32 protein-coding genes are annotated in these 24,861 nt (G+C 38.9%); 8 read left to right on the top strand and 24 right to left on the bottom strand.

Features of this window, described 5'->3' with window-relative positions; translation table 11 throughout:
• The first annotated feature begins 190 nt into the window (after positions 1–190).
• Positions 191–496: a helix-turn-helix transcriptional regulator gene (locus TOL9009_RS0117295; protein ID WP_029633902.1), complete on the top strand. Its 306-nt coding sequence runs from the start codon at positions 191–193 to the stop codon at positions 494–496.
• A 199-nt stretch (positions 497–695) separates the two neighbouring features.
• On the opposite strand, the gene TOL9009_RS0117290 is transcribed toward TOL9009_RS0117295, so the two are convergent.
• A complete protein-coding gene (locus TOL9009_RS0117290) occupies positions 696–1,772 on the bottom strand; it encodes an aspartate carbamoyltransferase catalytic subunit (RefSeq protein WP_029633901.1) in 1,077 nt (358 codons plus the stop codon).
• 72 nt (positions 1,773–1,844) lie between these two features.
• Between TOL9009_RS0117290 and TOL9009_RS0117285 the strand changes: the two genes are divergently transcribed.
• Positions 1,845–2,630: an FkbM family methyltransferase gene (locus TOL9009_RS0117285; protein WP_084763236.1), complete on the top strand. Its 786-nt coding sequence runs from the start codon at positions 1,845–1,847 to the stop codon at positions 2,628–2,630.
• Between the two features lie 47 nt (positions 2,631–2,677).
• Here the strand turns inward: TOL9009_RS0117285 and mgtE are convergent, their stop codons facing one another.
• Positions 2,678–4,036: a magnesium transporter gene (gene mgtE / locus TOL9009_RS0117280; protein ID WP_029633899.1), complete on the bottom strand. Its 1,359-nt coding sequence runs from the start codon at positions 4,034–4,036 to the stop codon at positions 2,678–2,680.
• Positions 4,037–4,456: 420 nt separating this feature from the next.
• On the opposite strand from mgtE, the gene TOL9009_RS0117275 reads away from it, so the two are divergent.
• Positions 4,457–4,831 carry a hypothetical protein gene (locus TOL9009_RS0117275; RefSeq protein WP_029633898.1) on the top strand — a complete coding sequence of 125 codons (375 nt, stop codon included), beginning with the start codon at positions 4,457–4,459 and terminating at the stop codon, positions 4,829–4,831.
• 374 nt (positions 4,832–5,205) lie between these two features.
• On the opposite strand, the gene TOL9009_RS0117265 is transcribed toward TOL9009_RS0117275, so the two are convergent.
• Together TOL9009_RS0117265 and TOL9009_RS0117260 are read right to left on the bottom strand one after the other, a co-directional pair.
• Entirely contained in the window at positions 5,206–6,108 is a 903-nt protein-coding gene (locus TOL9009_RS0117265; RefSeq protein ID WP_029633897.1) for a M48 family metallopeptidase, read from the bottom strand.
• Between the two features lie 321 nt (positions 6,109–6,429).
• Positions 6,430–6,993, bottom strand: coding sequence for a hypothetical protein (locus TOL9009_RS0117260; RefSeq protein ID WP_029633896.1), 564 nt, complete (start codon positions 6,991–6,993; stop codon positions 6,430–6,432).
• 162 nt (positions 6,994–7,155) lie between these two features.
• Here TOL9009_RS0117260 and TOL9009_RS0117255 point away from each other — a divergent pair, with 162 nt between their 5' ends.
• Positions 7,156–7,422, top strand: a complete 267-nt coding sequence (locus TOL9009_RS0117255) for a hypothetical protein (protein ID WP_029633895.1) — start codon at positions 7,156–7,158, stop codon at positions 7,420–7,422.
• Here TOL9009_RS0117255 and TOL9009_RS0117250 read toward each other — a convergent pair.
• Both TOL9009_RS0117250 and TOL9009_RS0117245 read right to left on the bottom strand, forming a co-directional pair.
• Positions 7,414–7,764 (bottom strand): DUF5615 family PIN-like protein, encoded by a 351-nt coding sequence (locus TOL9009_RS0117250; protein WP_029633894.1) that lies wholly within the window; start codon positions 7,762–7,764, stop codon positions 7,414–7,416. The genes TOL9009_RS0117255 and TOL9009_RS0117250 overlap by 9 nt on opposite strands.
• Positions 7,765–8,013 carry a DUF433 domain-containing protein gene (locus TOL9009_RS0117245; protein ID WP_015127729.1) on the bottom strand — a complete coding sequence of 83 codons (249 nt, stop codon included), beginning with the start codon at positions 8,011–8,013 and terminating at the stop codon, positions 7,765–7,767.
• Between the two features lie 35 nt (positions 8,014–8,048).
• On the opposite strand from TOL9009_RS0117245, the gene TOL9009_RS47420 reads away from it, so the two are divergent.
• A complete protein-coding gene (locus TOL9009_RS47420; protein ID WP_186227715.1) occupies positions 8,049–8,189 on the top strand; it encodes a hypothetical protein in 141 nt (46 codons plus the stop codon).
• Positions 8,190–8,232: 43 nt separating this feature from the next.
• Here TOL9009_RS47420 and TOL9009_RS39540 read toward each other — a convergent pair whose 3' ends face one another.
• From TOL9009_RS39540 to TOL9009_RS0117195, 11 genes are all read right to left on the bottom strand, one after another.
• Positions 8,233–8,481, bottom strand: a complete 249-nt coding sequence (locus tag TOL9009_RS39540) for a PIN domain-containing protein (protein WP_242055427.1) — start codon at positions 8,479–8,481, stop codon at positions 8,233–8,235.
• Complete coding sequence (locus TOL9009_RS0117235; protein WP_029633893.1) at positions 8,462–8,725, bottom strand: hypothetical protein; 264 nt, start codon at positions 8,723–8,725, stop codon at positions 8,462–8,464. The genes TOL9009_RS39540 and TOL9009_RS0117235 overlap by 20 nt, the downstream gene beginning before the upstream one ends.
• 47 nt (positions 8,726–8,772) lie before the next feature.
• Complete coding sequence (locus tag TOL9009_RS0117230; protein ID WP_260675913.1) at positions 8,773–8,967, bottom strand: DUF433 domain-containing protein; 195 nt, start codon at positions 8,965–8,967, stop codon at positions 8,773–8,775.
• Between the two features lie 27 nt (positions 8,968–8,994).
• On the bottom strand, positions 8,995–9,330 hold the full coding sequence (locus tag TOL9009_RS0117225; RefSeq protein WP_029633891.1) for a XisI protein: 336 nt from the start codon (positions 9,328–9,330) through the stop codon (positions 8,995–8,997).
• A complete protein-coding gene (locus TOL9009_RS0117220) occupies positions 9,318–9,734 on the bottom strand; it encodes an element excision factor XisH family protein (protein ID WP_029633890.1) in 417 nt (138 codons plus the stop codon). The genes TOL9009_RS0117225 and TOL9009_RS0117220 overlap by 13 nt, the downstream gene beginning before the upstream one ends.
• A 485-nt stretch (positions 9,735–10,219) precedes the next feature.
• Complete coding sequence (locus TOL9009_RS50555; protein ID WP_084763369.1) at positions 10,220–10,291, bottom strand: type II toxin-antitoxin system HigB family toxin; 72 nt, start codon at positions 10,289–10,291, stop codon at positions 10,220–10,222.
• A 5-nt stretch (positions 10,292–10,296) separates the two neighbouring features.
• On the bottom strand, positions 10,297–10,656 hold the full coding sequence (locus TOL9009_RS39535) for a hypothetical protein (protein ID WP_038296406.1): 360 nt from the start codon (positions 10,654–10,656) through the stop codon (positions 10,297–10,299).
• Positions 10,657–10,692: 36 nt separating this feature from the next.
• Complete coding sequence (locus tag TOL9009_RS0117210; protein WP_038296405.1) at positions 10,693–11,055, bottom strand: papain fold toxin domain-containing protein; 363 nt, start codon at positions 11,053–11,055, stop codon at positions 10,693–10,695.
• Between the two features lie 110 nt (positions 11,056–11,165).
• The gene (locus tag TOL9009_RS0117205) at positions 11,166–15,650 is read right to left on the bottom strand and encodes an nSTAND1 domain-containing NTPase (protein ID WP_029633888.1); all 4,485 of its coding nucleotides are present in this window, start codon (positions 15,648–15,650) and stop codon (positions 11,166–11,168) included.
• Positions 15,651–15,775: 125 nt separating this feature from the next.
• Complete coding sequence (locus tag TOL9009_RS0117200) at positions 15,776–16,714, bottom strand: DUF1822 family protein (RefSeq protein ID WP_029633887.1); 939 nt, start codon at positions 16,712–16,714, stop codon at positions 15,776–15,778.
• Positions 16,715–16,780: 66 nt separating this feature from the next.
• The gene (locus tag TOL9009_RS0117195; RefSeq protein ID WP_242055430.1) at positions 16,781–17,515 is read right to left on the bottom strand and encodes an RNA polymerase sigma factor; all 735 of its coding nucleotides are present in this window, start codon (positions 17,513–17,515) and stop codon (positions 16,781–16,783) included.
• 272 nt (positions 17,516–17,787) lie between these two features.
• Here TOL9009_RS0117195 and TOL9009_RS47415 point away from each other — a divergent pair, with 272 nt between their 5' ends.
• Together TOL9009_RS47415 and TOL9009_RS0117185 are read left to right on the top strand one after the other, a co-directional pair.
• Positions 17,788–18,012 carry a XisH family protein gene (locus tag TOL9009_RS47415; protein ID WP_260675912.1) on the top strand — a complete coding sequence of 75 codons (225 nt, stop codon included), beginning with the start codon at positions 17,788–17,790 and terminating at the stop codon, positions 18,010–18,012.
• Positions 18,003–18,341 (top strand): XisI protein, encoded by a 339-nt coding sequence (locus TOL9009_RS0117185; RefSeq protein ID WP_029633885.1) that lies wholly within the window; start codon positions 18,003–18,005, stop codon positions 18,339–18,341. The genes TOL9009_RS47415 and TOL9009_RS0117185 overlap by 10 nt, the downstream gene beginning before the upstream one ends.
• A 22-nt stretch (positions 18,342–18,363) precedes the next feature.
• Here the strand turns inward: TOL9009_RS0117185 and TOL9009_RS0117180 are convergent, their stop codons facing one another.
• The 4 genes from TOL9009_RS0117180 to TOL9009_RS0117165 form a co-directional block, all read right to left on the bottom strand.
• Positions 18,364–18,780, bottom strand: a complete 417-nt coding sequence (locus TOL9009_RS0117180; protein WP_029633884.1) for a type II toxin-antitoxin system VapC family toxin — start codon at positions 18,778–18,780, stop codon at positions 18,364–18,366.
• The gene (locus TOL9009_RS0117175; RefSeq protein WP_029633883.1) at positions 18,780–19,085 is read right to left on the bottom strand and encodes a hypothetical protein; all 306 of its coding nucleotides are present in this window, start codon (positions 19,083–19,085) and stop codon (positions 18,780–18,782) included. The genes TOL9009_RS0117180 and TOL9009_RS0117175 overlap by 1 nt, the downstream gene beginning before the upstream one ends.
• Positions 19,086–19,234: 149 nt before the next feature.
• Positions 19,235–19,570, bottom strand: coding sequence for a XisI protein (locus TOL9009_RS0117170; RefSeq protein WP_029633882.1), 336 nt, complete (start codon positions 19,568–19,570; stop codon positions 19,235–19,237).
• Between the two features lie 334 nt (positions 19,571–19,904).
• Complete coding sequence (locus TOL9009_RS0117165) at positions 19,905–20,969, bottom strand: pentapeptide repeat-containing protein (RefSeq protein WP_029633881.1); 1,065 nt, start codon at positions 20,967–20,969, stop codon at positions 19,905–19,907.
• 836 nt (positions 20,970–21,805) lie between these two features.
• Between TOL9009_RS0117165 and TOL9009_RS0117160 the strand changes: the two genes are divergently transcribed.
• Entirely contained in the window at positions 21,806–22,897 is a 1,092-nt protein-coding gene (locus tag TOL9009_RS0117160; protein WP_029633880.1) for a site-specific integrase, read from the top strand.
• A 264-nt stretch (positions 22,898–23,161) separates the two neighbouring features.
• Here TOL9009_RS0117160 and TOL9009_RS0117155 read toward each other — a convergent pair whose 3' ends face one another.
• From TOL9009_RS0117155 to TOL9009_RS0117145, 3 genes are all read right to left on the bottom strand, one after another.
• Entirely contained in the window at positions 23,162–23,734 is a 573-nt protein-coding gene (locus tag TOL9009_RS0117155) for a hypothetical protein (protein WP_029633879.1), read from the bottom strand.
• 318 nt (positions 23,735–24,052) lie between these two features.
• The gene (locus TOL9009_RS0117150) at positions 24,053–24,529 is read right to left on the bottom strand and encodes a hypothetical protein (RefSeq protein WP_029633878.1); all 477 of its coding nucleotides are present in this window, start codon (positions 24,527–24,529) and stop codon (positions 24,053–24,055) included.
• The gene (locus tag TOL9009_RS0117145) at positions 24,522–24,788 is read right to left on the bottom strand and encodes a hypothetical protein (RefSeq protein WP_029633877.1); all 267 of its coding nucleotides are present in this window, start codon (positions 24,786–24,788) and stop codon (positions 24,522–24,524) included. Before TOL9009_RS0117145 ends, TOL9009_RS0117150 begins: the two co-directional genes overlap by 8 nt.
• Positions 24,789–24,861: the final 73 nt, after the last annotated feature.

The following is a 24,861-nucleotide window of genomic DNA, read 5'->3' as shown; positions in this document are numbered from 1 at the left end:
CCAACTTATATACTTCTGTTTGTAGCATATTTATGTTACTAACTTTGAACTAATGGCAGTAGTCTGTCAAGATAAAAATGATGGTTGTAGAGACGTAGCACAGAATAGTCTGTGAGCGGGTTGTGGATTTGTACACAACCATCAAAATAAAATTGACAGACTAGTAGAATACTGGGCGTGGAGGATACTCATGAGTAACGCAATCCAAAATCAATATACGCCAGATTACGTTTCTGCTCCTAGGGAGACTCTCCAAGAAATCCTTGAAGAGCGGGGTATGTCCGAAGCTGAACTGGCAGAACTTACAGGAAGACCTAAAAAAACAATTAACGAAATTATCAATGTCAAAGCAGCGATTACTTCTGAAACAGCATTGCAGTTAGAGCGTGTATTTAATATTCCAGCTAGTTTTTGGAACAACCGCGAACGACGATACCGAGAATTTTTAGCGCAACAGGAAGAAAAAGAGCGCCGCACCGGGGATTGTAGTTGGTAGACTTCAGCATGATGGAATTTTACTGCCCAGTCACTGCAATGACATAAAGCGTCGATTTGAGTAGGTTTTAAATCCCGATAATTTCAGTAGACATAGGAGTGAAAAACAATGTAGAGACTTCGTATTTCGCGTCTCTACAACGGTTGTGGATAACGCATATTTAATTTCTGGAGATGTCTAATAGTTACAGAGTTCCCCTCTAACTCTTGCCGCTACCAATCAAATATAATAACGCCATCCGAACGGCAACACCGCTGGTTACTTGGGTTTGAATCAGGCTGAATTCTGGGTCATCCATTAAGTCAGAGCTAATTTCCACACCTCGGTTAACAGGACCTGGATGTAGAACTTTAACATTTGGTTGACATAATTGCAATTTTGTGCATGTAATGCCAAACATTTGATGATATTCTCGCAAACTTGGCAATAAATGACCTGTCATGCGTTCCTTTTGCAAGCGCAACGTCATGACAAAATCAGCATCTTGCAAAGCGGGTTCTAATTCCCAATGTATAAATAGGTTGCGATTTTGGATTTTGGATTGAGAATTGGGAATTTTACCCCTCTCCCCCTTGTCTCCTTGTCCCCTTGTCTCCCTCTCCCCCTCTCCTACTTCCTCATCGCTGACATAATCGGCAAATAATTGAGGTAATAAAGTAGGTGGTGCTGCTAGATGGACTTGGGCACCACTTGCGGTTAAACTCCAGATATTCGATCGCGCGACACGAGAATGTAGAATATCCCCAACAATGGCAATTTTTTTATTCTTCAATAATTCTAATCGGGGATTTTCTGGGTCAATCACACTACAAATAGTAAATAAGTCAAGTAGTGCTTGAGAAGGATGCTCATGTTGACCATCACCAGCATTGAGCACACTAACTTTAACACCGAGACGATCCATTTCAGCGGCGATCGCTTGAGGTACCCCGGCTTCCCGATGGCGAATTACCATAATATCAGTTCCCATCGCCAAATAAGTCTTCGCCGTGTCGAGAATTGTCTCTCCCTTAGTGATAGAAGAAGTTGCTGAGGCAAAATTCAGCGTATCTGCACTTAAGCGTTTTGCCGCAAGTTCAAAACTACTGCGAGTGCGAGTAGACGCTTCAAAAAATAAATTTGCCACCACTTGTCCTTGTAAACTTGGCACTTTCTTCGTCCGTCGTGATAACACCTCCTGAAAACTGGCAGCAGTTTGCAAAACGGTATCGTATTCAGCTTTCGTGAAGTCAGCGAGTGTGAGAACGTGATGATGATTCCAAGTACTAGTAGACATATATATTTTTCCTGATTCAGCGTCAAAAGGCGATCGCTTCTCTACAGTTTTTTAATTTACACAAATAAACAAATGATACCACCTGTTTTTTCTCAAAATAAATACTTATCAATGAAAAGTCAAATATTCGATTTCATCAAGCTTCTCTACTCTGGTATAATAATGTTATTTTTTCAATTTAAAAATAAGTATTATAAGTTAAACAATAAGAATTATAAATATAAAAATTTTCATTCCCAGTTTGGAGAAGATAGGTATATTTGGAAAAATATAGAATTACCGCAAAAAGGTGTATTTGTTGATATTGGAGCCGGACATCCAATTTCTTATTCAAATACTTATTTTTGGGAAAAAAACGATTGGCAAGGCATCTGTATTGATGCTGATATTAATCAAGTCAACTTATTAAAAACAGAAAGGTCAAACGTAGAGTGGGCTGCTATTTCGCCAGAAGAAGGAGAAATAGAATTTTTTCCGGCTTTTTTACCGGAACTGTCAACTACTAAGCAAAACGATAAATATGAGGGATTAATTAAGATTCCCTTCAAAGATAGTGTAAAAGTTCCGTCTTTTCGATTGGAAACTATATTAGAAAAACATCAAATTGGAATAATTGATATCTTAGATATAGATGTTGAAGGAACTGAATTAGAAGTGTGGGGAACTTTTGATTATGAAAAGCATCGTCCCCAAATTGTAATTATTGAGTATTATACATTGGGTTTAGGTGATAACTCAGAAAAAATCAAAGAGTTTTTTTCTCACTTGCCTTATCAACTTGTTCATACTACCTGTTCAAATTTTATTTTTGTGAATCGGCAAACAGAAGTAATGTCCGACAAATCATATATATTGTAAAGACGTTCCAGCGGAACGTCTCTACGACAATTAGCAATTATTTTGGGTCAGTGTGGTAAATGGAAAACATTTAAAGCCACGGAAATCAGCGATAGGAAAGTTAAAAAGCCGATTGTATCGAGCATTGTTGTCACTAATGGACCACTGATTAAGGCTGGATCGAGCTTCAACCGTTTTAAAGCCATTGGTAGCAAAGTTCCGAGAGCGACAGCAACAATTGTATTGGTTGCCATCACCGTTCCTGCAATTAGCGCTACCCAGCGCTCTTGTGGACGTGCCCAAATTAACGAAAGCAACATCATAGTCGTGGCTAAAGCTAAAGCCATGCCTAAGCCTGCTAAAAGCTCTTTGCGGAGAATTTTGAAGGTGTCTTTTGGTGTGACTTCACCTACACCCAAGCTGCGGATTGTTACTGTTAATGCTTGAATACCAACAGTACCACCAGTGTTGGAGAATAGGGGCATAATTACGGCAAGGACTGGCACCATTGATATTGTCGATTGAAACGGCGCGATCGCACTCGATGCACCGATATATAACAGCATAATTCCCAACAGCCACGGTAAACGGTTGCGAATGGTGGTTAGGGGAGATGATAAAGCAGTTTCATCACCACTTGCACCGGCTAATTTTTGAATATCTTCTGTGGCTTCTTCTTCTAAAATATCGATTACATCGTCAATGGTGACAATGCCGACTAATCGATCTTCCCTGTCAACTACGGGTATAGCGATTAAATCGTAGCGCTTCATCACTTGGGCAACTTCTTCTTGGGGAGTTTCCGTTTTGACTTTGACGACGCGATCGCTAGAAATGTCGCGAATATAAACTTCAGGAAAAGTAAACAGCAATTGCCGCAAAGAAACTACACTAACCAAGGTGCGGTTATCGTCTGTGACGTAAGCGTAGTAAATCGTTTCTTTATCTTCGTCTTGACGCCGAATTTTACTCAGCGCTTCCCCGACAGTCAAACCTTGACGCAACCGGACATATTCGGTTGTCATCACTCGTCCAGCTGTACCTTCTGGATAGCCGAGAATTGTGGCTGTAGCTTGACGTTCTTCGGGACTAAGTTCTTGTAAAAGCCGTTTGATTACTCCCGCTGGCAATTCGTCAAATAATTCTGCCCGTTCATCCGGACTCATTGCCTCGACAATTTGCGCTACTTGGACATCATGAAGCGAATTTATCAGTTCTTCCTGTACATCTAGGGGTAAGTATTCAAATACATCAATTGCCTGAGATTTGTTGAGTAAACGGAAAGCGATCGCTCGCTGTTTTTCTGGTAATTGTGCAATATATTCCCCAACATCAACCGGTTGTGAATGATTCAAATCCGATTTCAACTGGTTCAAGTCAGCAACATCAACGTCAACAAGTGAATTGCGAACATCGTGTATAAGCATGATAAATTCCTCCAAATGTCTCCCCCTCGCTGGGAGACGCTTCTCACCAGCTAGAGGAGGTTGATACTGCCATCTTGTGGACTGTGGTCCATAAAATCTCAAAAATTGAACATCGATATCCGATTTCCGGCATCGCTAAGTCATAATACTAACCCGGAAAGTGCTTATCCGGTAGATGCAAGCATATCATTATTGGTGGAAAATCCCAGATTGACCACACTATCTTTGTCAAATGCCCTGATTTTTGTTTACTTTGTGTAGATTTTACTACTACGAGGATTTGTGTCAAGTACTTAGATGAATTAAATTTCCAACTTCAGAGACTGACAATCTTTACAATACAAAAAGTAGCTTTAATTTTATAAGAAAAGCTATATTTATGTAATCATACTTAAGATTGATGGTTATTCTACCGCTTTTATGAAAAAGAAGCATCAGCGGTTTTTTCCCTACCATCTTTTGGTGGAATTGATAGATGCGATTCGTCAAGCACCTAACAAGGTGGCTGGTAGGAATGCGATCGCAGATGCAGCGAAAGCCCTTGGTAAAAGTACTAGAACAATTAAGCGCATACTGGAGAAGCTTGAACTCTTAGGGGTTGCTACTCTAGCTGTTGGACGTAAGGATAAGGGACAATATCGTATTTCCCAAAACTGGTATGGTTTTATTGTGAACTTTCATAAATGGGATAACAGAGAAGGTTCTCGGATAAATCACAATCAGATTTTTGGCAATTTAAAAGCTTTAGCCTTCCAACGAGAGAAACTGCAAGATAAGAAGTATGATAAACGATGAATGCGGCAATGGACAAAGCCGCAGGCGTCAAAGATGGCAAAGTCAAAATACCTTCACTTATAGGGGGAAAGGGGAAAGGAAAAAGGGTAAAGGGAAGAAATTATTGGGAGTTTCCTTGAGAGGAATCCCAATAATTGACAAGAACTAAAAGGGAGGGGCTTCAAACCGGCACAGCGGGAAAGAATCATATAAAAACTGTTAGCGTGTTACGAATAACTTTTTAACATGCACCCCTTTTTTCATGCACCCCTTTCACCCAAACAGATTGGTGAGCGGTATCTTGCAGTTAATGGTTTTACTCAAAACAAAGTTGAGAATAATTTTGACTATTAGCTAGATGAAAACCACCCTTATAAGCAACAGTGATAGAAGAATTATCGAGAGATAAATCTGGAGTTGATTCGCAAAGATACTCCATCTTCGGATAAATCTAATTTTAGTGGTTGAGGATTATTTTTTAATCGCTCATTGCCATCTATCCATAAAGAGAACCACAAATATTTATTCATTACCTGCTTTAAAGCATTGATTCTTTGTTGTGTCGGTGGATGGCTGCTATTTTCTGTGTAGTCAGAAGGTAAGCGCGAAAGCAGGTTAAAGACTCGAAAACCTCCATTTGCATCATAGCCAGCTCTAATCATATAGGTGTAACCGATTTCATCGGCTTGAAATTCATGCCCGCGACTTAATGCTTGCATGGTTCTCTCAAATTCTTGTTTTTTCTGGATAATAATTCGTTGTTTGATGACATCTTTTGTAGCGGATGATATGGGAGTTTTCGATTTTCTCCGTTCTTGGACAATCCAATTGTTATATTCTGCTTCTGCTTCTTTGAGTAATTTTTCTTTTAAACTAGCTTCTGCTTCTTCTTGCTGTGCAGAATGGCGCTGTGTGTGATGGGCTAATTCATGACTGATAATAAAAGCTAAAGCTGCATCATCGCCGTGTATTTGGTCTAGCAAGCCTTTGTAAATAACTATTTTGTTGAATTTACCAGCGTAGGCATTGATATTATATTCATCAGTGATTTGCAAGCGCCAGGGATGATCGTCAAGTCCATTAGCACGAATCACTCTTTCCGCTACACTGTAAACCCATTGTAAATTAGTCTTTTTAGGTTGTACTTGTGGGAGAGAAGTTGAAGGATTTGTAGTAGTTGAAATTGATGGTAATGGACTTATTGCTTGCGCGAAATTTGGTGTATTGAAGTTTAGTAAAACACTGCTACCAAGACCTAATGTGGTGAAAACGATGCTGCGAATGTATGAAGATGCCATAATCGTAAATGTCTATTTATTTCGTTTGAATGCCTTTGATTATGTTTACGAGAAAATAATGGTATTTTTCCGCAGTTTATATTGAAATATTTATTACTAAAAAAGCGGACAAGATGCCCGCGCTACAAGTTTGAATGAAAAATATTTAAGAGAACAATTATTTACCGCATCTTCCTGTAAATGAACCACAAATAGACCTCTCTCTAGCAAGGAGAGAGGCTTTCATTTTCTCCCCAATGCTAGTGGGGAAGGGGCTGGGGGTTAGGTCTCATAATTGTGGTCTAAATACATGAAAACTGCTGTAAATAATTACTTTTGCTGCTACAAAATTTTAAAAGCATTAAAAAATTTACTAGCGTCACCAACAGCAGGATTTTCAACGAAGAGTACATATATGCGTTGACCGGCTAAAAATACTCTAAGTTTGGTAATTTTTTGCCCCTCTTGATATGTATATTCCTTGCCAGGATAACGACCTAATGTGATATTGCGGGTTTCCAGTATTTTTTTATATTTATCTTGAAACTCGCTGACAAATGCACTCAATAATTCTTTTGGATCAACTTGGCTGATATCCATCCGATACTGTCCGTAAAAAATCCCATATTTACTTTCATCTGTTTCTGCTAGTTGTGCCTCCATAAGTATATATTCATTATCTAATTTCATTGTCATGATACCTGGTTCAACGGGTAAGATACCAGAGAAATTCCAGGTACTAGAGGAAACATTTTTCCATCCAGAAATAGTATTGACTTGTGCTAAGATTATTGGCGATTCGGATTGACTTGTTTGGGTTTTTGATAAGCTAATGGCTTGTGCTTTGGGAAGACAAAATGAAGTTCCTAACACTAGGATTGCAAGTGCCAATTTCCATGATTTCATGATTATGTATCTCCTATGAATATTGTCGATGTATTGTTTTAGGTGTCAGTTATATTGTCTGAACCCCTTCATAGGAAGATACGAATTTATTAAGGTGCAATTACGCAGGTTATAAAAAATTTATTTTGATTTTATTGAAGAATAATATGATGTTTTTTTAGGGTGTGTGAAGGCTACAATAAAAAGCGTGAAGAAATCAATCGATGTTGCGATCGCACACCAGCACCAACAGATAAAAACAGCAGATTCTTTGATATCATGCGAACGACTTACGTCGCGCAAGCTTCGCACCGCACCTATCAAATCTACTTCATAATAGGTGATAATGCTGATATTAATACTGTAAAAGCGATCGCTCCTGTTATACCAATTCCCCAAAAGCCCTTGGAACATTTAATAAGCGAGCGTTCATCACAAGTATTATGGTGATGCAAATCTTACTTTACTTTCAGTAACGACTACAAATTGTTCGGGCAGTCTATCTGCATAATTTTCTAACAAAAGCTGAAGTTTGCTGATTTTATTAGTAGCTCTTTCGTTCTCCAATCGCAAGAAAATTATACCTCTGTGCAAATTACCTTCTCGAAAGATTTTATCGCCAAAATCTTTATCGTTGGTGATTAAAATCCAATTTTCATTCAATGCTTTTTCGAGAACCGCGTCATCGCTTATACCCCGTGCTTCGTCATACACCGAGAATACTTCATAACCTCGATCGCGTAACCAACGAGCAACTGTTGACCCGGTACATTCGTCTACTAAAAAGCGCATTTAAGTATTTTCCACTAGTAGAGGCATAAAAGTGGTGTTTGATAGTGACTTACTGGCGAACAAAATACAAGCTTGAATATCTTCAGAAGTTAGCCCTTCGTATTCTTCGATAATTTCTGTGAAGCTTGCACCATGAGCGAGGAGGTTAAGAATATACTCAACGCTTAAACGAGTTCCTTTGATGGTAGGTTTTCCTGCTAGGACTTTTGGGTTGAGGACTATTCGTTCTAGTAATTGCTGATTTGTCATTTTTATTTTCCTTGTGGTTATATTTTCCAAATTTTATGATACTAATCTCCTCATATAATGTAGCTAATGTAGCGCGATCGCTCTCCAACATCACCAAACCAATCACCCCATCGCATCTGTTATACCAATTCCCTAAAACAAGGCAACAAAAGCGCGATCACACCAACTTTCCGTAGGAATCGCCCAACATACATATTCTTTCTTAAACTGGCATAAATATCACCAGAAATTGTTGTTGAATCTGTAGTTAGAGGCAAGCCCTATGTTATACGAAGCAAATTCTAAAAAAGATTTTAATTGTTTCTGTGCGTCACGATGCTTTAATCCGCTAACTATTTCGTAATAGGTAATGATGCTGATGTTTATTTTGCCATATTCTTGAATATATGCATTAAAGTTTTCAACTACCAGGGGTTGATTGCGGAAAAACAAGGATAAAATGTTCGTATCAACCAAGGCTGCTTTCATCACTTCTTCTTCCCAAAAAAGCCTGTTGACGACGTGTGATTATTTCTTCATTGAAGTTGGAAAATGTTTCATCAGACATATCATCCCAACATCCTGCAAACTGCATGATTTGTTCGGGTGTGCTTTGAGATGCTTCTACACCAACTCGAAAAGAATGAATAAAATTATATACTTCTTCCAGCTTTTCTTCAGGGATGAGATTGATTTCTGTCAGAAGTTTGGTACGTAAATTTGATGGTTTCATGTTGCGCTGTATAGGGTGTGGTGTATCAAGCTTGTTTTCATTGTTTTTTATACCATGAGTGGCATAAAAGTTGTATTCGATAGCGATTTACTAGCAAACAGAATACAAGCTTTAATATTTTCGGGACTCAGCCCTTCGTACTCTTCGAGAATTTCTGCGACATTTGCATGGTGAGCAAGCAGGTTAAGAATATACTCAACGCTCAAGCGGGTTCCTCTAATTACAGGCTTTCCTGCTAGCACTTTTGGATGATCGGCTGTATTTGAAATTCACGCCACCGCAAATTCTGTATATTGTCTAACATCCTCTGGATGAAAAGCCAAAACAATTTTATCTTTGGGAATTCCTGCGGCTAAAAGTTCATTGGCAATGCCATATTCACTCCCATCACGCTGAATCCAGATTTTACCATCAATAATTTCAATATGAATAATACAACCATGAACCCGTTCTTCTCCTTGCCATCCCAAAGTCATTACTATGTAATTAGTAGCTGTGCGGTCAATGATGAGTTTTGTTTCTAATTGACCATAAGCATAGGGAATTTTGACATATTCAGTCAAAATGTCTTCGATAATTTTTTGATATTTGTCTAAGGTATCCATTGCACAATTACCTCTTGTTTTTGGTCAAATATTAGTAGACGCAGGCGATTCTTTTTCAATAAAATCTTGCCTATGGGTTCGGTAAAAATTTCAGTGTAAGTTCGCTTGGGAATGGCAAGATACAAAATTCGGTCGCTTCCTTGTTCTTCTAAGATATCGTAATAAAGGATAAACTGTCCTAAAGCGTTCTCTAAATCTGTAACTGGGGATGGGCTGAGAAAACTTTTGATTTCAACTGCTATCTTCTGTTGACCTTTTTCGGCTGCTATAAGTTTTTGTGCGCCTAAATCTATATATAAATCTTTTGTCCCACATTTTAATTTAAATGGATCATCAGTAATTAGCCAACCATCTTTTTCTAGGGCTGTTCTCACAACATTATGATAAACATCTTTGGCAGGCATAGGTGTTTAATAAAAATACCGGGAAGATGAGTTATTTTTTTATGCTACGTTATCGCCAGATGCTTTTGGGAATATCTGGCTATTTCTTTGTTTTCTAAGAGGATGTTTGAAAAGTCCTCTTGTTGGTAGCAAAACGTTTTAGATCCCCCTAAATCCCCCTTAAAAAGGGGGACTTTAATTCCGGTTCCCCCCTTTTTAAGCAGGGTGGTTTCATACGAAAAAAGAAAAATATGAAAGCCTCTATTTCTCGTTTTGAATCATAGATTTTGACCCCTCTCCAAACCTCTCCCCCACGGGGGGAGAGGCTTTGATAACTGGTTTTAATTTTTCTCTGATGGTATGAAACCACCCTGCCCTCCCCGCAAGCGGGGTAGGGGGTTAGGGGGTGGGGTAGAATTCTATGCAGCTTCACAAAGAATTGGTATGAGTTAGGATATATTTAATATAATCATTTCTTCTGCATAATCCATGCTAACAATCAATGGTTACTTGTTCCCCTTAATATTAAAGACAGTGAAATTTCCAACTGCCTCAGCTTTCGGAAAAGCTTCTTGCACTTCAACTAAATTTGACCACTTAGCATAGCTGCAACTTCTTCCTCATGAGATAAGTTTTTATCGCGGGTTTTAAACTCATCTAATAATTTAAAAAATCTTTCCAAACCAGCTTTTTCATCCTGACAATAGAGCATGATAATTTTTGCCCAGGAATTTGAGGTATGTAGTTTATATTTCTGCTCGACAAAATCATGAAAGTTGTCACAGAAATCTTTTTCTTCTTCGGTTAATTCAATACCTAATTCTCTCCTCGCTATTTTATAACCTGCTAAAAATATAAACAAGTCGCTAACAGAAGCTTTACCAATATACATTCCTGGTCTAACTTGAATTTTTTCTAATATTTGATATATTCCACTACTCATATTAATCTCCTAATATATTGCCAAAAAATTATTACACTACAAAGATTCTAGCTCTTTAATCTCAAATTGTTCGCTTGGACAGTGGAAATCGTTAAGCCAATCTTCTCTTGTCATTCCATCTACCGATAGATTGTCAAATACTAGACCTTGGATTTCAATGCCATAATGCTTACCATTAATTGTAATGGAATCATTTATACCTCGACTCATCAATCTATCGCTAACAACAAAATCTTCATCTGAATATCTTGTTTTGAGTCTGAGAATTTTATACTTGATGTCGTTTATTTGTAAAAATTCTATTACAGCTTGAGCGCACTCATAACACTCCAGAAGGTCAAAATTTGCAACTATTTTACCAATTTCCTGGTAAAGCTCCCCATCAGATAACGAACTCACCGATGCACCCAAAAAATATGAATATATATATTATATTATCGCAAAAAGTCTCATCCCCTAGAACCCAAACTTCTTCAACAAATTACAAATTACAAATTACGAATTACGAATTACGAATTATTTTTGATGTTGTCACACAAATGTCTATCTTCTTCGCTGACATCGGGGTTATTTTCCAGGTAGCCTCGTATTAATTTGCATCCTTTTACCAACAAATCATCTAAATCGAGATTCCACAAAATTATCGTAGTGTCATCTGATGCGGAAGCAAGGGTTTTGCCATCGGGGCTAAAGCTGACGCTATTAACCTTGTTTGTATGCCCTTTAAGGATTTTCATTTCCCTACCAGTATTGATATCCCACAGTCTTACCGTATAGTCTCCCCCTAAGCTTATTCTAAAAGGGTTAGAGGTGTTGTCGCCTGATGCGGAAGCAAGGATTTTGCCATCTGGGTTAAAGCTGACGGTATTAACCATGTTTGTATGACCTTTAAAGGTTTTAATTTCCCTACCAGTATTGATATCCCACAGTTTCACCGTCTTGTCTTCTGATGTGGAAGCAAGGGTTTTGCCATCTGGGCTAAAACTGATGCTACTAACATTGTCTGTATGCACTTTAAAGGTTTTAATTTCCCTACCAGTATTGATATCCCACAGTTTCACCGTCTTGTCTTTTGATGCGGAAGCAAGGGTTTTACCATCTGGGCTAAAACTGATGCTACTAACATTGTCTGTGTCTGTATGCACTTTAAAGGTTTTAATTTCCCTACCAGTATTGATATCCCACAGTTTCACCGTCTTGTCTTTTGATGCGGAAGCAAGGGTTTTACCATCCGGGCTAAAGCTGATGTTTGTAACAAAGTCTGTATGCCCTTTAAGGGTTTTAATTTTCTGACCAGCGTTGATATCCCACAGTTTCACAGTCTTGTCTTTTGATGCGGAAGCAAGGGTTTTGCCATCTGGGCTAAAGCTGACGCTATTACCCCAGTCTGTATGTCCTTTAAAAGTTTTAATTTGCATACCACTGTTGACATCCCATAGTTCCACTGTTGTACCAAAATGCGCGGAAGCAAGAGTTTTGCCATCTGGACTAAAACTGACGCTTGTAAACAAGTCTGTATGCCCTTTAAGGGTTTTAATTTCACTACCACTGTTTACATCCCACAGTTTCATCGTTTTGTCCCAAGATGCGGAAGCAAGAGTTTTGCCATCTGGACTAAAACTGACGCTAGAAACATAATGTGTATGCCCTTTAAGGGTGTTAATTTCCCTACCACTGTCTCTATCCCAAAGTTTCACTGTTTTGTCGTTTGATGCGGAAGCAAGGGTTTTGCCATCTGGGCTAAAGCTGACGCTCCAAACATAATCTGTATGTCCTGTAAGGGTTTTAATTTCCTTACCACTGTTGACATCCCACAGTTTTACCGTATAGTCTTCTGATGCGGAGGCAAGGGTTTTACCATCTGGGCTAAAGTTTACACCAATAACATTGTCTGTATGTCCTTTAAGGGTTTTAATTTCCCTACCACTATTGACATCCCACAGTTTCACCGTATGGTCTTCTGATGTAGAGGCAAGAGTTTTACCATCTGGGCTAAAGCTTACACCAATAACATTGCTTGTATGTCCTTTAAGGGTGTTAATTTCTTTACCACTGTTGACATCCCACAGTTTCACCGTGCCGTCGTTTGATGCAGAAGCAAGAGTTTTACCATCTGGTCTAAAGCTGACACTTGTAACCCCAGATGTATGCCCTTTAAGGGTTCTTACTTTAAACTCGTCTACCACCTCTCGCAATGTAGATACAGCTTGCATCTGGGTTTCTCCTCCTATCCAAGGTTTCCAAATGCTTCCTCTGAGAATTTTTCCACCTTTAATAGCTTCTGCTAATGCTGCCTCATGGTCATAAACTTCAAAATATTTTTCCGCATTGCCACTCAATCTACCAATTTCCGCATCAGTCCTACGAATCTCACTCACTCCAGCAAACCCCGAAATCATCACCAAACCACAAACCAACCCAGCAATAACATTCCGTCGCAACCTCTGTTTCTGCTTCCTCTCTCTCTCCCGCAACTCCACACTCTTCTCAATAAACCATCGCTGCGGTTTACTTACCTCCTCCCCCCGTTGCTGCAACCAATCCTCCGCGACAGCCAAAGTCGCACCCCGCAACAAAGCCCCCTCATCCTTACTACTATCCACCCATTGCTGCAACGCAACCATCAACCCCTGTTGCCAAATGCGAAACTTGCGGTTCTCCTGCATCCATCCCCGCAACCGTCCCCAATGGCGAATCAAAGCCTCATGGACGACTTCCACCGTTTCCTCATTCCTCAACTCATCCCAGTTCGTCACCACCAACCGCTTGTCAGCCAACCGCGTCACCAAATCCCAATTCTCTCCCCCCACTTCCTCACTCGTCGCCAACTTCCGGGTATCTTCCGTACCTTCCCCCGGTTGCACTAACTGAATAAACACCCGTTGCGCTGTTTCCCGTTCCCCCTCGCTCAAGTCTTTATAAATCGTCTCTGCATAATTCGCCAGGGCTTGCTCCACCCCGCCAATTTTATCATAAGCTTGATGGGTCAATATTCCCGCATATTGCTGCTTCCACAACTGAGTCAGGGTAAATTCCAACAACGGCAAACGCCCATCCCCATCTTGGATATCATCAATTATGGTATTACACAAACCCTCCTCAAACTCAAAACCCAATTGTTTCGCGGGGAGTGCGATCGCTGCTTCCAACTCCTCCCGATTCATCCGCACCACAGGTTCTAGTTGATACTGTTGGAGCGATCGCCCAAAAGGCTCATAATCATCCAATGCCCTAGATAAAAAATCCGCCCGCAAGGTGAGTAATAAGGTAAAAAACGGTGCATTATTAACCGCTTGTAGCAAACCATCCAAGAAAACTTTGCGCTCCTCCGCATCCGTACACAGAGTATAAATTTCCTCAAATTGGTCAGCTATCAACAAAATCCGCTTCCCCTCTCCCTCGCGAGGATGAGAGTGGAGCATCTTTCCCCTCGTAGGGAAGGGGGGTAGGGGGGTTAGGTCTTTGATAAAATTTTGTAGAGCTACCGAATCGCTCTTCAAATTTACATCCAATTCCAACTCAGCCAAACGTCGCTCATTTTCTGGTAAATTTAACGCCGAAACCAACGCTACAGCCAAAGCAGCAAAGGGATTTTTACCAGGACGAAACGATAAAATCAACCAATTATTAATAGTATCCCCACGCAATTGCGGAATTAACCCAGCAAACACCAGCGAAGATTTCCCACTACCCGAAGCACCAACCACAGCCACCAAAGGTCTACTATTAACAGCAGTAACTAAACTCGTGGTTGCTTTATCCCTACCAAAAAAATACTCGGCATTTTCTTCCTTAAACGCACTCAAACCTTGATAAGGACAGAAAGAAATTATCCCCAAACTTTGCCAAGTTGGTGGTGTTTCCGTCTGATTTTGAATAATTATTGGAAGCCAACTAGCACAGGGAAATTCTGACTCCAGTTGTTGTAATTCCAACCGTGCATTTTTCACAGAAATATACAAAGACTTTCCACCAGTAAACTCTTGCAGAAAATACTTCAAAAACTCCTGAGCAACTTTATCCGGTACAGGTTCCCGCATCACAATTACTTGAGGAATATGCAATTGTTCCAACTCATAAGCAATCCCCAAACCATCGCAGGAATTAAAAAATGCAATTTGCAAACGTCTTTTAATTGCAACTTGCAAAGCATCCCTTAATTCTGCGATCGTCAAACTATCATGATTATTTAAATAAATCCTCCCCTCCATCTTATTCTTAGCCCCCTCCTCGCCATTGGGGAGGTTCCCGTGCATCTTATTCTTAGCCCCCTCCTCGCTTGCGGGGAGGGGGTTGGGGGTGGGGTTCTGCGTTCGAGAATGTCCAGAGAAAAACAAAATATCCCAACCCAAATCATCTTGCAGATAACGATTTAACTCCTCCCGCGATGGTTGTTTTAATAAAATAATTTCCGCATCATCACCACAGAAATTATGTAACAGCTTTTTATCAGCTTCAATATCAATATTTGAGCTATCCCCCAAAATAATTAAAATTCTAATCTTGTCTCGTAATGCTCTTTCCCCTCGTTCAGCATTTGGCGAACTTAAAGCCACTTCTAGCAGTGGAAACTTAATTAAAACATCCCACAAATGCCAAGGTAGCTGACGTAATTCATGGCAATAAGTCGTAATTATGATTCTGATTTCATCTTTCGGATTTAGTTCTTGAAAAGAATTGACAATAGAGGTAAAAGATGATGCATTCAGCCATTCATGAAAACTAGCAAGTAAGTTGATAGATTCTCTCGTACATTCTTGATTCAAAGACTCCAGATTAACACGACGACTTCCCCCAGATTTAATCCTAAATTGACTGTATCTACTGCAATATATTTCGTGCCAGTTATTTAATAATTGCGGAATCTTAATATTTTCCGGTAACTTGGCTGTGGTGGTTCGATAAGCGCGTTGTCCTTCATTTGCGATTTCTAAATTTACTTGAAATCCCGATTCAAAATTGCCATCAAATTTGAGAACAACTAACTTTTTCATAGGTGATGCAATCTAAATTATTGAATTCTTAAAAATATATGTAGGGTGTGTTAGGACGAATGTCCGTAACGCACCAAAAAGACATATTTCGGTGCGTTAGGCTGACGCTAACGCACCATACAAAATCATACAACAAAATCCTGAGTCACTTTCGACTCACCTAAAATTATCTCAACACCAAATTCCTCATTTAATTCTGCACTTAATGCAATCTCCACCCAATCATCATTCTGTCGAGAAGTAACAGCATCTACTTCTTGACCATTTTCATCAATAACAGCTAACTTTAATCCTGGAGGTAAAGAAACACTTTTTTCTCGGTCAGGATGAACTTGTATAATAATATCTATTTCATCCTGATTTTGATTTGTAACATCAATTATGTCTTGATTTTTGGAATTTAACTTGACAATCAAAACCACAGATACACCATTTAATTGCAAACCAAGATCAACTTTTTTGCACCTCGTCACGCTAAAATTTGTCGCAAATCTAAAACTCAGTTCTCGTGGATTAAATATCTCTTCCACATTCAACCAACCTTCTGTAATTACTCCCTCTAACCATTGTCGAATATTGACTTTTACAGCTTGTTCTTTGGCTGTTAAATAATCCAGTAAATTATCTACAGATTGCAACTGAATTAAAGGAACTTTCGCTAGTGGGTAAGTTGTAAACCCTAAAATTGTAGCTTCTTTTAAAGATTGGTTAAACTGCACCGCAACATAAGCAATTCTATCTGACCTTACTTCGGTGGGAATTTCCAAATATTCCGCATCTGGTAACACCGGACGACATTCGATTTTACCAATATTTTTCACTTCCAAATCAGCCAAATCAATTAAACTTAGCATCCACGGATTGCTATCATCTGCATTTAAGCAATTAGTTTCAAAACCCATACAATCAAGATAATAATTGACCGCATACACAGCTAAAGTATTGAGATAGATTTTTTTACCATCCTCAGTATTTGATATTCCTTGTTTGCGTTGATTAGCTCTTTCATGAGCTTCTATACTCAGAGGAATAGTGAAAGATGTTTGTTCGTGGTTAGTGTGCATAATTGTCCTGAATATGTTTGTGCAAGAGTGAATAATTGAAAATTAATGTTCGGTCTACTGTTAGATTTACTGTAAATATTTACGAAAATAATCGATGAATTTACGCTTTTTAATGTTGCGTTGATATAGCTCAGATAGCCTTGATATTGGATGACCTAATTTTTGAGATATATCTTCCCATTTTTCATGATCTAATCTCATTAATATGACTTTCTGTAAATTGGCATTTGTATCTTCACCAATATAAGTATTTTGTAAAAGTCCTTCTGGGTCATTATTGATGAAACTTTTTGTTGTTGATAGTTCCAATTCATCTTCAGTCTCAGAGATTAATTTATCTTTAATTTCATATTGAACCCTCGATAATTCTTTGCTTACAGGTTTATCAGAACCACTGTTACAACTATCTAACTCATCAAGGGATAATATTTGCGTTCGCCTTCTGTATTGCCTCCGAACATCGTGAAATCGCCAAGTAAATATTTGATTAACCCAAGCCATCACGGGATGTTCTGGACGATAATCTTCGATGTCTTTGCAAATTTTCAAATATGTATTTGCTTCTGCTTCGCTATAAATATCTGGAAAATGAGTTAATTTTTGCCGCCATTCTACAAACTTTTTTAATTTTCCCGAACTTTGAATTTTGGCAATCAATTTATTGAGAATTTTCCTTCGTTCTGCACTTTTTTGGGGATGGTTTTGTGCTGCGTAGACTAGCTGACGCAACTGTAAATCTAAATCATCATCCATCGAAATCTCCTGTTGCACCTCGAATGCTTGGTATTTTGTTGTCATCATAGATACATAAAATACTGTAGGGTAAATAGTTGTTTGAGTTTTGGGAAATTTGCACCTTCGACGGGAGCAACGCAACACCACGCGGTAAAATATCCCAGGTAGCGAGCTTTTCGCGGGAATATATTCAACTTTTATCGATGCATAGTAATTCCTCCCCAACCTCTTTAAACCCTTCTACGAAGGAGATGGGGAGCTTTTACGCAGTTTTTGGAAAAATATTTGAAAATTAATTCTGTATTATGAGGTTACACCGTAAGGAGCGAGAGGGCAAAGTGATTACACTTCCGACTTGTAGCATATATCCAGAAATTCCTACCAAACGAACCCCTAAGTTATTAGAAAAAATTGAACCTGAGCGCTTACTTTATTTAGCCGTCAGATTGCCTGTTTATGAAACTTTTTTTCAACGAAAATTTATTATATCGGCAGTTGAAAAATATCAATTACGATTGATAATTTACGATGTAGAGCAGGAGATTATTAGTCAATGGCTGTAGAACAATATCGACAATATATTAAACACCTTCTTTCCGAACGACAAAAGCGAGCTTCGATGTCACGAAAATACGAAGAGTATGAAGTGCAAACAATTTTTGACGAACAACAAGACCATTATCAATTACTTTATGTCGGTTGGAGAGGAAATAAACGGGATTTCGGTTGCATCTTACATCTTGATATTAAAGATGGTAAAATTTGGATTCAACATGATGGCACTGAAATTGGAATTGCTAATCAATTAGTGGAAATGGGAGTACCCAAGCAAGATATTATTTTGGCGTTTCATGAACCCTATATACGTCAGTTTACTGAGTTTGGCAGTTGAAAAATAAAAATCAATCAAAAAGCTAAATTGACCAATCTTCTATATTTAGTTCAGGAATTTTTTCAAAATCTCGCAGATTTCTTGTTAAGAGAATTCCTTTATTTGCAAGAACTATCGATGCGATGCGTAAATCCTGAGTCCCGATACGAATGCGTTGCTTTCTAAAATTTTGGTAAATCTCTTGAGATTTTTCATCATATTGAAGAACATTAAATTCCGACAATAACATGACTGTTTCCACTAATCGCTGATAAGCATTTGATTGTACAACTCCTTCTTTTGCTTCAGCAACTTGAGCCAAACGACCTCTTAATTGTTCTTCAACATTAATCGCAGTTGTTGTTAGTTGTATTTTAGCTGCTAATAGTTTTGGAATTATAATGGGGTGATTTCTTCCATAAAGACTCAAGTGGTCTGTATCTAAAATATAAATCGTCATCACTCATCTATCGTTGCATTTGATTCTTTGCGAATAGCAGCTAGTTTATCCATAAAATCGTCAAATGTTGGGTCGTTCGCAAATATTCCTGCATACTTCATCTGAGTTGTTTCTTGATGAGAAATTTCTTGTGGGTTAACTTCAATCGTTACAAACTTACCTGTCGCTAATTGCGCTTGTAACGCAGATTTCGCCTTGGAAATTGCTTCTTCTTCTGTATTCGCTTCTACCATTACATTTGGCATTCCAACCACTGATGCAATAAAGTTATCTTTTTGACTTTGGATAAAAATTTGGTAATGCATAATTATGTATATTTTTCGTCAATAAAAAATATCTACAACTTACATTATAATCAATTGCGTTAGCGTTAGCTTCGCTATACTGCGTAAACGCGCAACTAACGCTAACGCATCTGACAAAACTTTGCCCATCGCTTTTTATTCATTACTTGCTAACCCACAGCAAAATCTGTAAACTGTCTTTTATAAGGTGAATGAAATCCGATAACAATGTCTTGCTTGGGAACACCCATCGAAACTAATTCTTCCGCAATATTTATCTCGGTTCCATTCCACTGAATCCAAATTTTTTCATTTTTGATATCGATGTGTATTGAACAACCATACACACGACGTTTATTTTCCCAGCCTACATTAACAAGTTGATAATGGTCGCGTACAGTATCAAATATTTGTTCTACTTCTACATCACCATAAGAAGGTTTATAACTACCATATTTTGTCAAAAGTTGCTGAATGTATTCCCTATATTTTTCTAACTTATCCATCTTACTATCTCCTCAGTTTCAGTATCGTAAATCACTAGTTTTAATTGAAATTCTTGAATTTGAAGCTGTAGAAACGGAAGCGTAAAAAAATCATTCTCATAGTTAAAGTGTGCAAGTATAATACTATTGACTTCTACCCTAACTAGCCAAGCGATCGCACCTCACAAAACTTTGCAAATCGCACTTTTAATTTAACCCGCATCGTCAAGCGATCGCACCTAAAAAAACTTTACAAATTGTGCTTTTAATTTAACCTGCATCGTAAAGCGATCACATATCTGATCCAATCCATATCGTAAAATTTATAATAAATCTAAATATTAATCTGAAGATATCATTTTTCTTTTTCTACAAGCAAACCTAGTTTGGCACGAAAATTATTATCGTATTTTGCTGTGCGCCAGTTTTTTGCAGACTTTACTTGTTCGATAGTTAGGTTTTTAGCTCCTTTAAAATTTGTGCCGTTAATATTGGCATTATATAAGGATGCACCTTTTAAATCACTATTAGTAAGATTAGCTTCTGTTAAGTCAGCACCGTAAAGAAAGGTTCCATTTAATTTAGCATGGCTTATATTAGCACGATACAACTTTGCCTGATAAAGATAAGCTCCAGAAAAATTTTTATATTCCCATTCTATTCGAGAAAGTTTCGCATTTTTAAGATTAATTCCAACGAATTGAATTCTTACTTCTTTAGGAATCCATAAATTATTTAAAGAAACATCTTTTCTCACCAGATTTTCAAATGCATCAAATTGCAGTTGCATACGCAATGGTTCTACAAGGGTGACTATTTCCGCATCACCACAATATTGTTGCAGTAGTTGTTCGTCTGCTTTAACATTTATTCCTGTACTATCACCCAGAATAATTAAAATTCTAATCTTTTCTCTAAATGGTCGTTCTCTGCGTTCACCATCCGGCGCACTTAAAGCAACTTCTAAGGGTCTAATACGGAAATAAGGTATAGCATAAAATCCATTCCACAAATGCCAAGGTAGTTTACGTAGTTCTTGGCAATCTGTACTAAGAATTACCCGAATTTCATCTTCCCTATCCCAATCTTGTTTACATAAGCAATTTATGATAGGATTAAAAGATTGTGATTGTAACCAGGAATTAAAAGAATTAAGTAAATTTTGCGATCGCTCATCGCATTTTTGTTTCAAATCATCAATATTTACATTCCTAGCGCCAAGTTTTTTAATCCGAGTTTGTCCATCCAAACTGCGGTAAATATCACGCCAACTTTGAAAACATTGAATAATATCAATAGCTTGAGGTAGTTCTCCCCTGATTCTCAAGTCAGGACGTTTTCCCTCTTCGCCAACTTCTAAAGTTACTTTATATCCTGTAGAAAAGTCGCCATAAAATTGAAGGATAACTAACTTTTTCATAGTCGATGCAAAATTATTGACTTTTTAATTGATGAATTGGCTGGACAAACGGACATTATTGGTATTTTATGACACAAAAAAAATACGTGATAAGCGCACCGCGTACAAGTATCAAAGGTTTGACTTTTAATGTGTATAATTTTACTAATCAATCATAGTTAAGATCCTAGAACACCTCAATCCCTTATACGAATGAGGAGAAGAGTTTTTACGCCAAATTTTTGATAAATTTCGGCTTGGTGCTTTTGATCCATTAGCCCTCCCGTTAGGTGGTGGGTTGAAAGTTATTATCATTGAAGACGGCACTTTGGCTATATAATTTTGTATTAGGGTGGTTTGAAAGGAGTGCTGCGATCGCACGTAAAACGCAACTATTTTTAGTAATGGAGCCTCTGCTTGGGTGAAAACAGTAAAAGAAGAGGTTGTAGATTTTTGTAATTAGACTGCAAATAAAGCGCTTTAAAGCTAGTCTTGTGATTCAAGAGCCTAGCGAAGTGCTGTAATCTATTAAATTAGAGAACATATATTTAGGCGAGTTTTAGAGGTTGATTTTGGACAATAATTCTTTAAAACTGGTTTCAACTCTGGACAACAATTCTTTAAAACTGGTTTGATTGCTGAAAGTCGCTAAATTACGTAACTTATGTCCCACAAATTCGGAAATTTGGACATTAATTCTTTAAAACTGACAATAATTATTTAATGTTGTAATGGAGAATAGGAGACTCGAACCCCTGACCTCTGCGGTGCGATCGCAGCAGCCTTAATGCTTCTAAGGCAAGCCCTGTAACACTTTCTAGCTGTCTTAAGGGTATCCTTAAGAAACAACTAGGACAATGAGAGAGATTAAGCCAGTAAACAATAATGGAACCATCCAGCTTAAGTTTAGCTTTGGCGGTAAGCGGTATGGGTTTAACCCAGTCCCAGGCGGTCATTATGATGATAAAAGAGACATGGCAACAGCTAGGGCGATCGCCACGCAGATACAGAATGATATCTTAGCCGGACACTTTGACCGGACTTTAGACCGCTATAGGTTAGCTCCTAAGGCAACCCCTAATACTCATCCTAAGACACTACTGGAACTCTGGGACACCTGGGTAGAATCTCTAGACCTTTCCCTAACCACTCAAGCTAATCACTATAAATGGGTTAGGCGAATGATAGCCAAGGCTAACCCAGGTATAACAGATACTAACTGGCTAACTCAGGCTAACATATCACCTAGAACCTACAGAGACCGCTTAAGCATGGTTAGGGGCTGCTGTAAATGGGCGGTGGCTAAAGGCTGGCTGGATGTTAACCCCTATGAAAGTCTTAAGCCTAAGAAAGACAGTCCCAAGGAAATCAAACCATTTAGTTATGAAGAGATTAAGGCTATTATCAAAGCTTTTGATGAGTTAGCACCACACTATAGCCCATTTGTGAGATTTTTAATGGCTACTGGGGTCAGAACATCCGAGGCGATCGGGTTACTCTGGGTTCATGTGGACTTTAACAAGTCAGAAGTAGTAATCAAGGAAAGCTTACCCAAAGACCTAACAGGTAATGGTTATCACCGGATCAGGAAGGAAACTAAAACAGGTAACATCAGGTATCTACCGCTGTCACCAGAGTTGCGATCGCTTCTGATAAACCTTAAGCCACAAGAGATTAGCCATGATTCCCTAGTGTTTACTACCCCCAAAGGCTGTGTCATAGATGCTGATAACTTTAGATATAGACAATGGGCTAAGATTTTAGCACACTGTTGTATACCCTATCGCAAACCTTACACCACTAGGCACACTTTTTGTAGTCATGCCATAGATCAAGGTATGCCTATAACTGGTGTGGCATACTTGGCGGGTCATAAGGACACCTCGATGATCATTAAGAACTATGGGCATATGATTAATCGACCTAATCTCCCAAATATACCTATATAACTTAACAAAGGTTAGCCTATCAGCCTCAGTTACCCTGGCTTCTCCTGTAGTGTGATCACAGCTAGCATAAAGGTCAAGCATAACCCTGGCAACACCCTAACTATTCTGAGTCAACCATTTAGGATTTTATTTAGGGTATATGTGAAAGGAACCCTGACCTTTCGGGGTTCCTTTAATGGTTCAAGCTACCCTATAATCCTAGAAAACACCCAGGAAGGTAGCCAGGAAAGCCTCTAAGCCATCCTAGAGGTTCACCGGGAGCCTTCAAGAGTCCTTAATGAAATCTAACCAGGTATCCAGCGGTTTAAATAGATACCTGGGGACACCATAAGATAGCTCTTGGCTTTTAATCCGCAGCCAGCTTGTTTCCCTGGTTAGCCTATCTGCCTCTGTAGCTCTAGTTTCCCCAGTGGTGCGATCGATGGCTATCACAAAATGAACTGGGAACTTGTAGCGCTCCCATCTAGTTGCAATACCTCCGACTAATATGTTAGGGTAGTTAAAAATGCCTGATTTGGACTTGACTTCAATGTTACACCCTTTGCCATTATGGATAACTCTAATATCCCTCTGGTACTTTGGGTACAAGTCTGGGGCTAACTTAGACTGACTGCGCGATCGCCAGTTATCCGGGTCAGTTCTGTAACTCCCATAGACCGATCTATGGGTCATATGTTGGTCAAGTTGGTAAACTTTATCTAGTCCTTGAGTTTTCAGATACTCGACTAGGCTATGTTCCCAACTGTTGCCACATGCTAACCGAGCCTCGAAAGAGTCTTGGTAATAACTGCTGTCTTTCTTTCCCTCATTTAGGGGAATATGTGCTATGATGGTCATATAAAAATGGTTTAATGTGTTTAGTAATCCCCTCGGAAGCTGGTAACTTTCCTGGGGATTTTTAGTTTAGTTACTGGATGGTTTAGCGCTTGTTAGGACTCTAGGAGCCTGAGTGTTTCTGGTAATCTTTCTGGTTTTAGCCTTGGTAAGCGCTTGGTTCTTTTTAGCCAGAATAGAGACTAGTCGGATTAGTTGATCTTTAGATAGGTCTTTGATTTTCATAGGAAACAAGGGGTAATAAGGGGTAGAAGTGGTAATCATGCGGTAAGTTACATCATGATGATGTAGATTACCAGCTTATGCGGTTGCATAAATGCCTCAGAAATAAGGGTTTTCTGAGCCTTGGTTAGGTTCTAGGGTGTCCTCTAGGTTCCCTATGTTGATACTTACAGTCACTGCGGTCTCAGGTTGCTCATGGGTTAGTCGGAACTTTAAAAGCCCAGAGGCGGTCTCAGTCATCTCTCTGAGCATCTTGGCAGTCTTTAAGTCGCCAGTAAGCGCGTATTGGTCATTTAGGCTGCTAACCACATCTAAGGTGGTCTTTAACAGCGATCGCAACATCTGGCTATCTGAGGCATCCGGTGAGTAAATAGGGGACGTAGGGTCACTTAAGATAGCCTTGGGAATAGTCTTATCCTTGTAGCCATAGATTTGCCTGGGGGTTACTTTGAAGCCTTGGTTATCCAGCCAGCGACAAATAGATGGGGCTGGTATTCCTCTGGCAAGCTGGTTATCAACAGCTTCCCTGATATCCGCTGGTAGCCCCTTGACTACACAGGGTTTAACATTAACCACTTATGCGCTCCTTAATCTGTATCTCCTTTAGCGCTGATATAAGCCCATCCAACCCTTGAAGAAACTCTTGTTCCCCTAGTGTGTTCAAGTATTCTAGACAGCGCCCATAGACCGCCTGAGTATCCTTAGACATCCGGTTTAGGATTACTAACTCTCTGGCTACCAGGTCAGCCGATTGACCGACATCAGACCCCAAGGACTCTAACCAGTCATAAGTCCCTTGATCTACTCGAAATGATAATCTATATGGTTTCTTCATTAGTTTTTTCCTTAGCCTCTTTTCCTTATTATGTCAACTTCAAAGTTGACTAAATAACAGAAGAACCTATAAA

Source organism: [Scytonema hofmanni] UTEX 2349 (genome assembly GCF_000582685.1).
GTDB classification, from domain to species: Bacteria; Cyanobacteriota; Cyanobacteriia; order Cyanobacteriales; family Nostocaceae; genus Hassallia; species Hassallia hofmanni.
The sequence above is the reverse complement of the archived record's forward strand: the minus strand, read 5'-3'. Positions and strand labels throughout refer to the sequence as shown.

Coding starts and splice junctions, on each gene's coding strand:
- TOL9009_RS0117295 (WP_029633902.1), top strand. CDS start 191: ATGAGTAACGCAATCCAAAATCAATATACGCCAGATTACGTTTCTGCT.
- TOL9009_RS0117290 (WP_029633901.1), bottom strand. CDS start 1,772: ATGTCTACTAGTACTTGGAATCATCATCACGTTCTCACACTCGCTGAC.
- TOL9009_RS0117285 (WP_084763236.1), top strand. CDS start 1,845: ATGATACCACCTGTTTTTTCTCAAAATAAATACTTATCAATGAAAAGT.
- mgtE (WP_029633899.1), bottom strand. CDS start 4,036: ATGCTTATACACGATGTTCGCAATTCACTTGTTGACGTTGATGTTGCT.
- TOL9009_RS0117275 (WP_029633898.1), top strand. CDS start 4,457: ATGAAAAAGAAGCATCAGCGGTTTTTTCCCTACCATCTTTTGGTGGAA.
- TOL9009_RS0117265 (WP_029633897.1), bottom strand. CDS start 6,108: ATGGCATCTTCATACATTCGCAGCATCGTTTTCACCACATTAGGTCTT.
- TOL9009_RS0117260 (WP_029633896.1), bottom strand. CDS start 6,993: ATGAAATCATGGAAATTGGCACTTGCAATCCTAGTGTTAGGAACTTCA.
- TOL9009_RS0117250 (WP_029633894.1), bottom strand. CDS start 7,764: ATGCGCTTTTTAGTAGACGAATGTACCGGGTCAACAGTTGCTCGTTGG.
- TOL9009_RS0117245 (WP_015127729.1), bottom strand. CDS start 8,013: ATGACAAATCAGCAATTACTAGAACGAATAGTCCTCAACCCAAAAGTC.
- TOL9009_RS47420 (WP_186227715.1), top strand. CDS start 8,049: ATGATACTAATCTCCTCATATAATGTAGCTAATGTAGCGCGATCGCTC.
- TOL9009_RS39540 (WP_242055427.1), bottom strand. CDS start 8,481: ATGAAAGCAGCCTTGGTTGATACGAACATTTTATCCTTGTTTTTCCGC.
- TOL9009_RS0117235 (WP_029633893.1), bottom strand. CDS start 8,725: ATGAAACCATCAAATTTACGTACCAAACTTCTGACAGAAATCAATCTC.
- TOL9009_RS0117225 (WP_029633891.1), bottom strand. CDS start 9,330: ATGGATACCTTAGACAAATATCAAAAAATTATCGAAGACATTTTGACT.
- TOL9009_RS0117220 (WP_029633890.1), bottom strand. CDS start 9,734: ATGCCTGCCAAAGATGTTTATCATAATGTTGTGAGAACAGCCCTAGAA.
- TOL9009_RS39535 (WP_038296406.1), bottom strand. CDS start 10,656: ATGAGTAGTGGAATATATCAAATATTAGAAAAAATTCAAGTTAGACCA.
- TOL9009_RS0117205 (WP_029633888.1), bottom strand. CDS start 15,650: ATGAAAAAGTTAGTTGTTCTCAAATTTGATGGCAATTTTGAATCGGGA.
- TOL9009_RS0117200 (WP_029633887.1), bottom strand. CDS start 16,714: ATGCACACTAACCACGAACAAACATCTTTCACTATTCCTCTGAGTATA.
- TOL9009_RS0117195 (WP_242055430.1), bottom strand. CDS start 17,515: ATGATGACAACAAAATACCAAGCATTCGAGGTGCAACAGGAGATTTCG.
- TOL9009_RS0117185 (WP_029633885.1), top strand. CDS start 18,003: ATGGCTGTAGAACAATATCGACAATATATTAAACACCTTCTTTCCGAA.
- TOL9009_RS0117180 (WP_029633884.1), bottom strand. CDS start 18,780: ATGACGATTTATATTTTAGATACAGACCACTTGAGTCTTTATGGAAGA.
- TOL9009_RS0117175 (WP_029633883.1), bottom strand. CDS start 19,085: ATGCATTACCAAATTTTTATCCAAAGTCAAAAAGATAACTTTATTGCA.
- TOL9009_RS0117170 (WP_029633882.1), bottom strand. CDS start 19,570: ATGGATAAGTTAGAAAAATATAGGGAATACATTCAGCAACTTTTGACA.
- TOL9009_RS0117165 (WP_029633881.1), bottom strand. CDS start 20,969: ATGAAAAAGTTAGTTATCCTTCAATTTTATGGCGACTTTTCTACAGGA.
- TOL9009_RS0117160 (WP_029633880.1), top strand. CDS start 21,806: ATGAGAGAGATTAAGCCAGTAAACAATAATGGAACCATCCAGCTTAAG.
- TOL9009_RS0117155 (WP_029633879.1), bottom strand. CDS start 23,734: ATGACCATCATAGCACATATTCCCCTAAATGAGGGAAAGAAAGACAGC.
- TOL9009_RS0117145 (WP_029633877.1), bottom strand. CDS start 24,788: ATGAAGAAACCATATAGATTATCATTTCGAGTAGATCAAGGGACTTAT.